Genomic DNA, 13905 nt, shown 5'->3' with positions numbered 1-13905 from the left:
AATTATGAAAAAAATATATATATCAACACTTTTTCTAGCATTTGCAATTGGTTGTCAAACAGATTTGGATGTTAAAGCACAAGATGAATCTTCTCGTGATGTGGTATTAGCTACTAAATTAGGGGTGAAATCTTATGTAACAGGATTGTATGGGTTAGCTCAGCAAGAAGGTGCTTTTGGTGGTGTTCCACAACTATTAGGAGATTGGCAATCCGATAATATTGCTTTTAAAGGTACTTTTCCAACATTACAAGAAATAAGAGATTATACAACTATATCAACAAATGGAAACGTTGCTTCAATTTGGCAAGATCACTATGAAATAATAACTCAAGCTAATACAGTAATTAATAAGGCTTATTTGACTCCTGATGTTGATTTTTCAATGGACGAAAGAGATCAGGCTGTAGGTGAAGCTAAGTTTATGAGAGCTTTAGCTTATTTTCAATTAAATTGTTTATTTGCACAACCAATTCAAACGGTTGGAGCTGGTGGTTTGTCTGTTCCTTTAATTACTAAACATGTTAGCTCCGTAAGTGAAATAGGTCTTAGAAATACTCCAAGAGCTACTGTTGGAGAAGTATATGCTCAAATTGAAGCAGATTTATTGGATGCAATTAGTAAAATTAAAGATTTTAATAGAACAAGAGCTAATGTAGGAGCAGCTAAGGCTTTATTGGCTCGTGTTTATCTATATCAAGATAAATTTGCACAGGCTGTTGATTATGCTAATCAAACAATTAATTCAGGAAAATTTGAATTTGCATCCGACTATAATTTTTATGATAATAAAGATTCAAAAGAGCATATATTTAATTTAGTTAATTTATCTAATGATAGTCAGTCGGGGAGTAATGAAAATGGACCGTCAGTTAGTTTTTCAACTCTAACTAATTCGTCTGCTAATGGAGGAAGAGGAGATTGTCCTTTCTCAGCAAGTTTGAACGCTACTTTTGAGAATTCAGGAGATTTACGTTACACATTAAAAAGGAGAGATATAGAAAAAGCTGGAATCCCTTTTTATACAACGAAATATAATGATGGACTTAATCAGTCGTCAGATTATTCTGTAATTCGTATTTCTGAAATGTATTTAATTAGAGCTGAGGCTAATTTAAGAGCAGGAACAGTAATAGGAGATACTCCAGTTAATGATGTTAATAAAATTAGAAGACGTGCAAATCTTCCTGATTTGGCAGTTATAACATTAGATGATATTATAAAAGAAAGACGCCTTGAGTTTTGTTTTGAAGGTCATAGAAGAATGGATTTATTGCGTAATGGAAAACAATTAAGATCGTCAGGAACTGTACCAGCACCAGCTGAAACAGCACCAGGTAAGCCGAAAGTGGTCTTACCAATTCCTCAAAGAGAATTAGACTTAAATAAAAATTTAATTCAAAATCCTTCTTATTAATAAAAACCCTCGCTAATAGCGAGGGTTTTTTTATCTCTTCTCTTTTCCCTATTTTTGTACCTCATTATAACCCTATGAAGTACGTTTTTTATTTAATCATTGCTTTAGCTGCTATACCAACATTTGGACAAAATGATTTGTCTGAAATTAAAAATGATACGGTTCGTAAGTCCTTGCGTCAAACACGGAAAGAAAATCCTAAAGCACCTCATAACTGGTATAAAATTTATAATTTAAGAAGAGACACCACTTTTGTGGATACGTCACTTACCATAAAAAGTGATTATAAATTTAATTTATTAAAAAAAGATATTTTTGGCTTATTACCGTTTGCTAATGACGGATATATATATACCATTTTGAACTATGGTTATAAAGTACCTAATGCTTTGCCAAGCTTAGGATTTAATGCAAAACAATTTAATTATATCCAATCAGAAGATATATCTTATTATAATGTACCAACTCCCTTGACAGAATTGTATTTTAAAACTGTTTTAGAGCAAGGACAAAGTATAGATGCTTTTATTACATTGAACACTTCTAAAAATCTTAATTTTTCATTCGCTTATAAAGGATTAAGATCATTAGGTAAATATCTAAATTCATTATCAAGTACAGGTAATTTTAGATTTACTTCAAGTTATCAAACTTTCAGTAAGCGATATGGGTTTAATTTACACTTTACAAGCCAAGATTTTACCAATCAAGAAAACGGGGGAATCCTAAATGATGCTGATTTTATTTCTGGAGATTCTCAGTTTAGTCAACGTTCAAGATTAGATGTGAAACTAAGAGATGCGAGATCACTTTTTGAAGGGAAACGCTATTTTTTAGATCAATATTTTAGATTAAATCGAAATCAAAAATCAAATAACGTTTTATTAGAACATCAGTTTAAATATGAAACTTTCAGCTTTAGCTTCGAAAAAACGACTAAAACAGATTATTTCGGTTTAGGTTATGAAAATTCTAATTATTCAGATTTAACAAAGTCATCTGTGCTTTATAATAAAATCGGAACTACTTTTTTTAATACCTCTATAGGTAAGTTTAATCTGTTTTTAGAAGATAGTCGTTTTCGTTATGGATACAATCGTTTAGTAATCGAAAACCAGCAAATAAAAGTGCCTGCTCGAAATGATTTTTCAGTTCAAAATGTAGGAGGGAAATATTTTTATTTAAAAGATAAAATTCGAGGAGAAGCCCTTTTCTCTAAAGCTCTCTCAAAGTATACAAATTCAACTGTTGATATTTTTGTAAAATATACATTAAATGACAAAAATAGTTTTTCAGTTCAATATCTTAATTTAAGTAAATTACCTGAATTAACTTCTTCCCTTTATCAAAGTGATTTTGTAAACTATAATTGGAAAAATTCATTTAATAATGAAAAGATTAATACGATTCTATTAAACGCTCAAACACAATGGGGAACTATTGAATCACAATTTACAGTACTTCATGATCATATTTATTTTAGTAATAATGATTTAACCCAAAAAAGCTTACAGACAACACCCAAACAATATGGAAATCCTATAAATTATTTTTCAATTAAATTACAAAAAGAGATAAAGTATAGAAAATGGACCTTAGACAACACTCTTTTATATCAACAAGTAGCTCAAGCAGAACAAATTCTAAATGTGCCAAAAATTTTAACACGAAATAGTCTGTATTTTTCGGATCAATATTTTAAAAAAGCCTTACTCTTACAAACAGGTATTACGGTTCAATATTTTACTAATTATTATGCTAATGGATATAACCCTCTAATGGGAAACTTTTACACACAAAACCAAGTTCAAATAGGAAATCACCCTATTTTAGATTTTTTTATTAATGCTAGAGTACGCCAAACAAGAATCTTTTTTAAAGCAGAACATTTTAATACTACTTTTATGAATAATGATTTTTTTGTAGCACCTAGCCAACCCTATAAAGACTTTCTTGTTCGTTTTGGATTAGTATGGAATTTCTTTCAGTAATTAAGATAAAATGTTTTAAAAATGAGAAAGTTACTCCTCTTTCAAAACTTTGGTAATTTAAAATCATATACATAATATTTATAACTTTGCAAATCCTTTAAAAATAATTAGTTTAAAATAAAAAATAAGATACAGTATGCAATACGCAAAAAATATACTAGAAACGATTGGTAATACACCACTAGTAAAATTGAATAAAGTAACAGCTGAAATTGACGCATTAGTTTTAGCAAAAGTAGAAACCTTTAATCCTGGTAATTCAGTAAAAGACCGTATGGCTATTAAAATGATTGAAGATGCTGAAAAAGACGGACGATTAAAGCCAGGCGGAACCATTATTGAAGGGACTTCTGGGAACACAGGCATGGGATTAGCTTTAGGAGCCATTATTAAAGGATATAAATTAATTTGTGTAATTTCCGATAAGCAATCAAAAGAAAAATGTGATATACTAAGAGCAGTAGGGGCAAAAGTAGTAGTTTGCCCTACAGATGTTGAACCTACAGATCCTCGCTCTTATTATTCTGTTTCAAAACGTTTGGCCGAAGAAACACCAAACGCTTGGTACGTAAACCAGTATGATAATCCTAGTAACGCATTAGCACATTACGAACAAACAGGTCCCGAAATTTGGGAACAAACAGAAGGTAAAATTACACATTTTGTTGTAGGAGTAGGCACAGGAGGAACAATTTCAGGAGTAGCTAAATATTTAAAAGAAAAAAATCCAAATATTAAAATTTGGGGAATAGATACGTACGGTTCCGTATTTAAAAAATACCATGAAACTGGTGTTTTTGATGAAAATGAAATATACTCGTACATAACAGAAGGAATTGGAGAAGATATTTTGCCTAAAAATGTTGACTTTTCCCTCATAGACGGTTTTACCAAAGTAACAGATAAAGATGCTGCCGTATACACACGTAAAATAGCACTAGAAGAAGGAATATTTGTAGGTAATTCAGCAGGTGCTGCTATTAAAGGATTACTACAATTAAAAGAAGAATTTAAACCAGATGATGTCGTAGTTGTTTTATTTCATGATTCAGGAAGTCGTTATGTAGGTAAAATGTTTAATGATGATTGGATGCGTGAACGCGGATTTTTAGATGAAGAACTAACGAAAGCAGAAGATCTAATTAAAGAGCATATTGAAAAACCACTTGTGATTGTTCGTACAGAAGAACTAGTAGCACATGCTATTGAGAGAATGCGTAAGTATAAAATTTCACAAATACCAGTTGTCGATATAAATGGATTTGTTGGATCTGTTGATGAATCAGATCTTTTTCAAAGCTTTATAACAGATAAAAATACCGCTGATAAACCAATAAGAGAAGTAATGGGAGCACCTTTCCCAATTGTAGCAAAAGGATCTTCTATAGAAGAAGTATCAAAATTAATCACGAAAGAAAATCAAGCTGTTTTAATAAATTTAGGAGAAGGAAAACATCATATCATCACAAAACACGATATAATTAATTCTATAAAGTAATAAAACCATAAAAAAGACCCTATAAATTTTAATTTGTAGGATCTTAGAATAAAAAAAACCTAATGAAATTCATTAATAATGAGTTTGTTAGGTTTTTTTTGTAAATTTATACTTCTATTGAATTATACATTTTATTTAAAAAGATAATGGTATAATTTCATTTTGTACGCCTTATTAACATTACACGCCTAAAATTATGAAAGAAGAATTTTTATACTATGTATGGAAAAATAAAAAGATTCCTTTACAATCCTTGACAACTGTACAAGGCGAAAACCTTCAAATACTTCATTCAGGTTTTCAATTAAATAGATCAGGACCTGATTTTTTTAATGTCCAGCTTGTTATTGATGGACAGAGGTGGGCTGGAAACGTAGAAATACATCTAAAATCTTCCGATTGGTACCATCATCACCATCAACTCAATAGCCAATATGATAACTGTATTTTACACGTAGTATGGGAGCATGATGTACCCGTTTTTAGAAAAAACAATACAGAAATACCAGTTTTAGCACTTCAGAATTATGTTCCAGAAGAATTAATTGCCCAATATAAAAACCTTAAAGTAAGGAAAAAATGGATAAATTGTGAAGAAAAATTAAAAGACATACCAGAATTTACTAAATCCAATTGGATTCAACGTCTGTATTTTGAGCGATTAGAGTTTAAAAATAACCCCATTCAAATATTATTAAAAAAAACAAATTATGATTGGGAAAACGTTTTTTTTATAATTTTAGCCAAAAATTTTGGACTAAACATAAATGGAGAAGCCTTCTTTAATTTAGCCGATTCCATTCCTTTTACAGTCCTAAGAAAAGAAAGTTTTGATGTAAGTTATCTAGAAGCCTTATTTTTTGGTCAAGCAGGACTTCTTCCGCTAAAACCCCAAGAAAACTACGTAAAAGATTTGATCGAGTTGTATGAGTATATAAAAATTAAATACAATCTAACATCAACCCACGTAGAACATTTTGAATTTTTTAGATTACGCCCCGATAATTTTCCAACAATTCGAATAGCGCAATTAGCAATGCTTTATCATATTCAAAAAAACCTTTTTACACGGATTATTCAAGCAACCAGTGTAGAAGAATTTTATGAAATTTTTTCAGTAGGCGTTTCTGATTATTGGGAGTATCATTATAACTTTGAGAAAACATCAACCCACAAAGAAAAAAAACTGTCCCAATCGTTTATTGAATTATTAATTATTAATGCAATTCTACCTATTCGGTTTTCCTACACACAATATTATAATAAGTACGATAACGATCTAGATTTAATGTTAATAGAAATGATCAAACCTGAAAAAAATAAAATAATAAATTATTTTGAATATTACGGAATGAAGGCTAAAAATGCAATGGAATCACAAGGACTTATTCAGTTGAAAAATAAATATTGTGATGCAAATCGATGTCTAGAATGCAGTATAGGTCTTGATTTTTTGAAGTCTGAAAAATAATTGTAAATTTACTAGAGTATTATTTATTTTAAAAACAATAGAATTAATGGTATTAAAACTTAAATATTTTTTTGAACGTCAAGGATTTCATATCGCATCAAGAGTATCTGATCGTCTAGGAATGAGAGCGAATAGCGTTCGTTTATTTTTTATTTATATTTCATTTGTTACCATAGGATTATGGTTTGGAGTGTATTTAACGATTGGATTTATGATGAAATTAAAGGATCTAGTGAGAGCCAAAAGAACCTCTGTTTTTGATTTATAACGATGCGTCAATCACTTAAAAAATATTTTGAATACACAAAAAATCAACAAATAGCATTGTTGTGTATCATAATTTTAAGTGTATTGCTTCAAACAATATATACTTTTGTCGATTTCTCAGAAGAAGCATACTTAACACCAGAAGAAAAAAAATGGCTAGCTAAACAAATTGTAATAGATTCATTAAAAAAAGAAGCAAAAAAAGAAAAATATAAAATACAGCCCTTTAATCCTAATTTTATTACAGATTTCAAAGGATATAAATTAGGAATGTCTATAGAAGAAATAAACCGTTTGTTAGCCTATAGAAAAAAAGGTAAGTACGTTAACTCCTCAAAAGAATTTCAAGAAATAACACAAATATCCGATTCATTGTTGGCTTCAATGGCATCTTATTTTAAATTTCCCGATTGGGTTTTAAAAAACAAGAATAAGAATAAAGAAGAAACAACCCGATTCACTGTACCAAAACAATATAAAAAAAGAGACACTTGGGTAAAAAAAGATATAAATCTAGCAACGAAAGAAGATCTTATGAAAGTATACGGTATAGGTGATGTTATTTCAGATCGAATACTCAAAAATAGAGAAACTTTAGGAGGGTTTGTATCTATGGAACAACTACAAGACGTATGGGGATTGTCTCCAGAAGTTATCCTTGAATTAAATAAAAAATTTATTTTATTAAAAATACCAGAAATTGTAAAATTAAAGATAAACGAAGCATCCTCTAAAGAACTTTTAAAAATTCCATATCTAAAATACCCTGTAGTTCGTGAAATAGTTGGTTTTAGAAGCATGAATAACGGAATTCATTCAGTAGAGGATTTACTCAAAATTAAGACTTTTCCAGTTGATAAAGTAAAAATAATTGCCTTATATTTGGACTTTAAATAAATAATAAGAAGAACAATATAACTTTATGAACTCAATTTATTTTACAGAAGACCATCAATTATTCCGACAAAGTTTTCGTGATTTTTTACAAAAAGAAGTAGTACCCTACATTGAAAAATGGGAAAAAGAAGGAACCATAGAACGTTTTATTTGGAAAAAATTTGGCGATATGGGATTTTTTGGATTAAATTATCCAGAAGCTTACGGTGGTTCCAATCTTGACTTATTTTATACGGTTATATTTCTAGAAGAATTACAAAAAGTTAAATCATCAGGTTTTGCCGCTGCTATGTGGGCGCATGCTTATTTGGCAATGACACATCTAAACGCAGAAGGAGATGAAAGAATTAAAAAAGAATATTTAACAGCAAGTATTACAGGTGATAAGATAGGTGCGCTTTGCATAACAGAACCCTTTGGAGGAAGTGATGTAGCAGGAATGCGAACAACAGCTGAAAGAAAAGGCGATAAATTCATAATTAAGGGATCTAAAACATTTATTACAAATGGGGTTTATGCAGATTACTATGTAGTAGCAGCCAAAACAGATCCTACTTTAGGTAATAAAGGAATTAGTATTTTCCTAATAGATGCTAAAACACCAGGTATATCAGCTACTAAATTAGATAAATTAGGATGGAGAGCTTCCGATACAGCAGAATTGGCATTTGACAATGTAGAAATTCCTTTAGAAAACTTAATGGGAGAAGAAGGAAAAGGATTTCCTTACATTATGCAACATTTTGCGTTAGAACGTTTAATAATGGCGATTAATGCACATGCTCGCGCTGAGTACGCTATAGATTACACATTAGGATATATGTCAGAACGAGAAGCTTTCGGAAATTCTATTAATAAATTCCAAGCTTTACGTCATACAATGGTAGAACATGCAACAGAAGTTGAACATTGCAAAGTTTTTAATTACGCAACCGTAGCACGTTTAGATAAAAGAGAATATGTGGTTAAAGAAGCTACTATGGCAAAATTAAAATCAACAAAAGTAGCTGATTTAGCAATCTATGATTGCCTGCAAATGTTAGGCGGTTATGGTTATATGGAAGAATATCCATTAGCTCGTTTATTACGAGATAGTCGATTAGGGCCTATTGGTGGTGGAACATCTGAAATCCTAAAAGAAATTCTGTCAAAAATGATTATTGATAATAAAGATTATCAACCAGCAGTAAAATAATCATTTAGATCTAAATAAAATAATTAAACCGATTTTCTCACTATTTGTTATTGATTCAAATTACAAATTAGATTTTGTAATGAAAGATAAAACGGTAAGAAGGGAGAGTAAGAAAAAAAATAAGAAAATACGAATGTATTTTCTTATTTTTTTTCTTAAAAAATTAATTTTTAATGCGTACTTTAGGTTAAATAAAATAAGTTTTTAAAAACTAATGTTATTTTTTTGTTTTCTAACACTTTTAATAAAAGTTAAATTAAAATTTAATGAATAGACGTAAATTTTTAAAACATTCAACAGTGTTGAGTGCTTCGGTTTTGATACCTTCAATTTTAACCTCCTGCGCTTCTGAAATAGAAGAGGATAATTCAAAAAAGGTACAAGTATTAATTATAGGTGGAGGAGCAGCTGGGCTGTTTGCAGGATACACATTAAAGCAAAAAGGAGTAAGTTTTAAAATTTTAGAAGCTTCTTCAAAATATGGTGGACGTCTAGGAAAACAAACAGGTTTTGCAGATTTTGATATTGATCAAGGAGCAGAATGGCTACATCTAGAAAATAGTATAATTGGTAAAATAATTAAAGAAACACAAACCAAAATAACTCTAGATGATGCTGATTTGCAATATTGGTATAATAATCAAATTACTTCAACTTTACCTCTACAAACAGATATATTTAGAAGTCAAACAGAAGTTTTTCAAGATGTCAGTTTTTTGGAACATGCACATCAAAAAGGCTTAGATAATTCGTATAATTATATTGTAGAAGCCTATGCAGGTGATCAAGGAGCAAGTGCAACCAATATTTCTGTAAAATGGGATAATGAAGAGGCGAAAAAAACAAATAGTCAAGAAAGAAATTATAAATTCGGAAAAACATATTTCGATGTTTTTGAAGATTATATTGTGCCTTTTGTTAAACAAGATATAAAATTAAATACAATTGTAAAAAAAATTGATTATTCAGGAAGTTCAATCGAAGTAACAGATATAAATGGGGCGACTTTTATTGCAGATAAAGTAATTGTTACAGTGCCAATCACCATACTAAAATCAAATGATATTACTTTTAAACCTTCATTGCCTAATGAAAAGATAGCCGCTTTTCAAAAAATAGGAATGGAAGCGGGGATGAAAGTATTCTTGAAATTTAGTAAAAAATTCTATCCAAGTAATTTTATTTATGGAGGCTCCATTTGCGCCGCGTATGGAGATGTTACAATAGGCAAGCAAACTAATGATAATGTTTTGTTAGCGTTTATAATGGGTAAACAAGCTCAAGCTCTTTCAGATCTGAATAGTAACGAGGCAATAACAAAAGCATTATTAACAGAATTAGATACCATGTTTGGGGATAAAGCAAGTGCTAATTTTATTAAATCAAGTGTTCAAAATTTCACAAAACACCCATTTATAAGAGGAGCTTATTCCTATAGTTCTATTGGCATGGAGAATGCTCGAGAAATTTTAGCAGAATCTGTAAGTGGAAAAATATTTTTTGCAGGAGAAGCAACCAATTTAAAAGGCGATCACCAAACAGTTCATGGAGCAGTAGCTACCGGTGCAGAACAAGCAGAAAAAATAATCTCCTTGTTGAAATAGCAAAACCATAGTTTTAATTGTCTTTTAATAATACTAGAGCATTGGGAATTTTTAAAGGACATTATTAAATAAGGTGACAGAACGTAAAAAAAAATAGAAATAGTAATTAAGTTTTAAAAACTTCTATTTTAAAATTATTTTAATTTAATGATAACTTACAGATTTAATGCTAAGAAATTACTCGATAATCAGTTTTTGATAGCTTGCTTGAAAAGGAGTTCTTTTAGAAATCTTTAAAAAACTTGTAAAATAAATGATAGATTGTAATTCTTAATTCAAAATAAATCCTTACGTTTGCAGCCACAAATGAAAGGAGGTGTCAAAATTATGTTAATTATACCTATTAAAGACGGAGAAAATATCGATAGAGCGTTAAAACGTTATAAAAGAAAATTCGATAAAACAGGAGTTGTGCGTCAATTAAGATCACGTCAGCAGTTTACAAAACCTTCTGTAACAAGAAGAGCTGAAATTCAAAAAGCACAATATATTCAAGGATTAAGAGATGCTGTAGAAAATTAATAGCAAATTATAATCATATATGAAATCGCTAGTGTAAAAGTTGTACTTTTAACTAGCGATTTTTTTTGTTTTTGTTTAATCAAGTATTTATGGTTGAGAATTTAATTCGTTTTGAAGATTATTTGTTAAAAGAAAAAAAATATTCCCAACATACAGTTAATGCTTATGTAAAGGATTTGTTATCTTTTCAGAATTATTTAATTGAGGAAGGAGGAGGTAGTTTGGAAGAGGTTAGTTATTCGTTTGTTAGAAGTTGGATTGTTAGTTTAGTCGATTCAGGTCTTGCTAATCTTACGATTAATAGAAAAATGGCTTCTCTAAAAGCGTTTTATAAATTTCTTTTGAAAGTGAAGTTGATAGATGTTTCACCTCTATTACAACATAAATCTCTAAAGGCAGAGAAGAAAATTCAAGTTCCTTTTTCTGAAAAAGAGTTAGAATTAGTGTTGAGTGAGGTGAAATATAGTGAGGATTTTGAAGGGCTTCGTGATAAATTGATTATTGGTTTGTTTTATACAACAGGTATTAGGCGGGCGGAAATGATTAATTTACAGTTGATTAATGTAGATCTTGATCTGAAAGTATTTAAGATTTTAGGAAAACGCAATAAAGAACGTGTTATACCGATGTTAGATGCGATTTTTTTAGAAATTAAGCAGTATTTAGATAAAAGAAAAGCCTTGCCGTTAATAATTGATGAAGAATATTTATTTCTTCTTAATAATGGTAAGAAAATGAATGAAACTTTTGTTTACAGGTTAATAAATTGTTATCTTAGTGTTGTCTCGGAAAAATTGAAAAAGAGTCCTCATATGCTTCGTCATACTTTTGCGACTCACATGTTAAACCGAGGTGCAGATTTAAATTCAATAAAAGAGTTCTTGGGGCATTCTAGTTTAGCGTCTACACAAGTTTATACTCAATCTAGTTTAGGGCAGATAAAAGAGGTGTATAAAAAAGCGCATCCTAGGGGACAAGAATGAATTTTTAAAATTGTTTAACCTTAAAAAAGATTTAATTATGAAGGTAAGTGTTCATGCAGTTAATTTTAACATCGACAAAAAATTGATTTCTTTTACAGATGAAAAAATAAATAAACTTGGAAAATATTATGATAAAATTATCTCTGCGGACGTGTTTATGAGGGTGGAGCAGGCTAGTGAAAAAGAAAATAAAGTAGTTGAAGTTAAAATTTTAGTTCCAGGTGATGAATTTGTTGTTAAAAAAACATGTAAGTCATTTGAGGAAGGGGTGGATTTGTCTGTTGATGCTTTAGAAAGATTGCTTGTAAAACATAAGGAAAAGCAAAGAGTGCATGCTTGATTGAAAAAAAATCAAAAAAAAATCAAAAAAAATTTTTGAAATCTAAAATATATCTCTACATTTGCAGTCCGTTAGAAATAGCGGACTTTTTTACTGAATGCCGGTGTAGCTCAGCTGGCTAGAGCAGCTGATTTGTAATCAGCAGGTCGTGGGTTCGAGTCCCTCCATCGGCTCTTTGAAATATTGAAAAAATGTTTTATATTTGCACTCCGAAAGAAGAGGGTAAATTAAAAATAAGGCGGGGAGATACTCAAGCGGCCAACGAGGACGGACTGTAAATCCGTTGGGAAACCTTCGCAGGTTCGAATCCTGCTCTCCCCACAAAATGAGTTTAAGAGTTTCAAGTTTTATATTGCATTCGAAACAGGATACTTTTGATTAGAAACCTAAAACTTTACCGCCGGTGTAGCTCAGGGGTAGAGTGCTTCCTTGGTAAGGAAGAGGTCACGGGTTCAAATCCCGTCATTGGCTCACAAGATTTTTTTGAACACTAATTATTATAACTAAGATTAAAAATTAAGTAAAATGGCAAAAGAAAGTTTTAATCGTTCGAAACCGCACTTAAATATCGGTACTATCGGACACGTAGACCACGGAAAGACTACTTTAACTGCTGCGATCACTAAAGTGTTATCTGATGCAGGTTACTGTCAAGCTAAGTCATTCGACCAAATTGATAACGCTCCAGAAGAGAAAGAAAGAGGTATTACTATTAATACATCTCACGTAGAATATGAAACAGCTAACCGTCACTACGCTCACGTAGACTGTCCAGGTCACGCGGATTACGTTAAGAACATGGTTACTGGTGCTGCTCAAATGGATGGTGCTATCTTGGTAGTTGCTGCTACTGATGGTCCAATGCCTCAAACTCGTGAGCATATCTTATTAGGTCGTCAGGTAGGTATTCCTCGTATCGTTGTTTTTATGAACAAAGTGGATATGGTTGATGATGCTGAGTTATTAGAGTTAGTAGAAATGGAAATCCGTGATTTATTATCTTTCTATGAATATGATGGAGATAATGGTCCAGTTGTTCAAGGTTCTGCTTTAGGTGGATTAAATAATGATCCAAACTGGGTTCCTAAAATCATCGAATTAATGGATGCAGTTGATGCTTGGATTGAAGAGCCAGTTCGTGATAACGAAAAACCATTCTTGATGCCAGTTGAAGACGTATTCACAATTACAGGACGTGGTACAGTTGCTACAGGTCGTATCGAAACAGGTGTTGCTAATACTGGAGATCCAGTTGAAATCATCGGTATGGGTGCTGACAAGTTAACTTCTACTATTACTGGAGTTGAGATGTTCCGTAAAATCTTAGATAGAGGTGAAGCTGGTGATAACGTAGGTTTATTATTACGTGGTATTGACAAAGCTGATATCCGTCGTGGTATGGTTATTTGTAAGCCAGGTTCAGTAAAACCACACGCTAAATTTAAAGCAGAGGTTTATATCTTGAAAAAAGAAGAAGGTGGACGTCACACGCCATTCCATAACAACTACCGTCCTCAATTCTACGTACGTACAACTGACGTAACAGGTACTATCTCTTTACCTGAAGGTGTTGAAATGGTAATGCCAGGTGATAACTTAACTATCAATGTTGAGTTACTTCAACCAATCGCTTTATCAGTAGGTTTACGTTTCGCTATCCGTGAAGGTGGTAGAACAGTAGGTGCTGGTCAGGTAACTGAAATCGTTGAATAATTAAATT

Annotated in this window: 12 protein-coding genes and 3 tRNA genes; all 15 read left to right on the top strand. The window is 31.0% G+C overall.

Annotated elements, in window-relative coordinates; translation table 11 throughout:
• Positions 1-4 precede the first annotated feature (4 nt).
• The 15 genes from NAB20_RS00275 (at position 5) to tuf (ending at position 13898) form a co-directional block, all read left to right on the top strand.
• On the top strand, positions 5-1417 hold the full coding sequence (locus NAB20_RS00275; RefSeq protein ID WP_375605310.1) for a RagB/SusD family nutrient uptake outer membrane protein: 1413 nt from the start codon (positions 5-7) through the stop codon (positions 1415-1417).
• Positions 1418-1491: 74 nt separating this feature from the next.
• Entirely contained in the window at positions 1492-3408 is a 1917-nt protein-coding gene (locus NAB20_RS00270; protein WP_375605309.1) for a putative porin, read from the top strand.
• 136 nt (positions 3409-3544) lie between these two features.
• The gene (locus NAB20_RS00265) at positions 3545-4906 is read left to right on the top strand and encodes a pyridoxal-phosphate dependent enzyme (protein ID WP_088390933.1); all 1362 of its coding nucleotides are present in this window, start codon (positions 3545-3547) and stop codon (positions 4904-4906) included.
• 196 nt (positions 4907-5102) lie between these two features.
• Positions 5103-6377: a DUF2851 family protein gene (locus tag NAB20_RS00260; RefSeq protein WP_375605308.1), complete on the top strand. Its 1275-nt coding sequence runs from the start codon at positions 5103-5105 to the stop codon at positions 6375-6377.
• A gap of 46 nt (positions 6378-6423) precedes the next feature.
• Positions 6424-6645, top strand: coding sequence for a PspC family transcriptional regulator (locus NAB20_RS00255; protein WP_088390937.1), 222 nt, complete (start codon positions 6424-6426; stop codon positions 6643-6645).
• A gap of 2 nt (positions 6646-6647) precedes the next feature.
• Positions 6648-7541 (top strand): helix-hairpin-helix domain-containing protein, encoded by an 894-nt coding sequence (locus NAB20_RS00250; RefSeq protein WP_375605307.1) that lies wholly within the window; start codon positions 6648-6650, stop codon positions 7539-7541.
• A gap of 25 nt (positions 7542-7566) precedes the next feature.
• On the top strand, positions 7567-8736 hold the full coding sequence (locus NAB20_RS00245; RefSeq protein ID WP_105195425.1) for an acyl-CoA dehydrogenase family protein: 1170 nt from the start codon (positions 7567-7569) through the stop codon (positions 8734-8736).
• A gap of 266 nt (positions 8737-9002) precedes the next feature.
• Positions 9003-10340 (top strand): NAD(P)/FAD-dependent oxidoreductase, encoded by a 1338-nt coding sequence (locus NAB20_RS00240; RefSeq protein WP_105195426.1) that lies wholly within the window; start codon positions 9003-9005, stop codon positions 10338-10340.
• A 327-nt stretch (positions 10341-10667) separates the two neighbouring features.
• Entirely contained in the window at positions 10668-10862 is a 195-nt protein-coding gene (gene rpsU, locus NAB20_RS00235; protein ID WP_060383871.1) for a 30S ribosomal protein S21, read from the top strand.
• 89 nt (positions 10863-10951) lie between these two features.
• Positions 10952-11845, top strand: a complete 894-nt coding sequence (locus tag NAB20_RS00230; protein WP_375605306.1) for a tyrosine-type recombinase/integrase — start codon at positions 10952-10954, stop codon at positions 11843-11845.
• Between the two features lie 37 nt (positions 11846-11882).
• A complete protein-coding gene (hpf, locus tag NAB20_RS00225) occupies positions 11883-12185 on the top strand; it encodes a ribosome hibernation-promoting factor, HPF/YfiA family (RefSeq protein ID WP_088390947.1) in 303 nt (100 codons plus the stop codon).
• Between the two features lie 99 nt (positions 12186-12284).
• Positions 12285-12358, top strand: a tRNA-Thr gene (locus NAB20_RS00220).
• Positions 12359-12425: 67 nt separating this feature from the next.
• A tRNA-Tyr gene (locus NAB20_RS00215) sits at positions 12426-12506 on the top strand.
• A 78-nt stretch (positions 12507-12584) separates the two neighbouring features.
• A tRNA-Thr gene (locus NAB20_RS00210) sits at positions 12585-12656 on the top strand.
• 54 nt (positions 12657-12710) lie between these two features.
• Positions 12711-13898: an elongation factor Tu gene (gene tuf / locus NAB20_RS00205; RefSeq protein ID WP_060382900.1), complete on the top strand. Its 1188-nt coding sequence runs from the start codon at positions 12711-12713 to the stop codon at positions 13896-13898.
• The last annotated feature ends 7 nt before the right edge of the window (positions 13899-13905 follow it).

This window comes from Flavobacterium davisii, from assembly GCF_042182265.1.
Lineage (GTDB): Bacteria > Bacteroidota > Bacteroidia > Flavobacteriales > Flavobacteriaceae > Flavobacterium > Flavobacterium davisii.
Note: the sequence above shows the minus strand (reverse complement) of the source record. Positions and strands in the feature narration are given on the sequence as shown.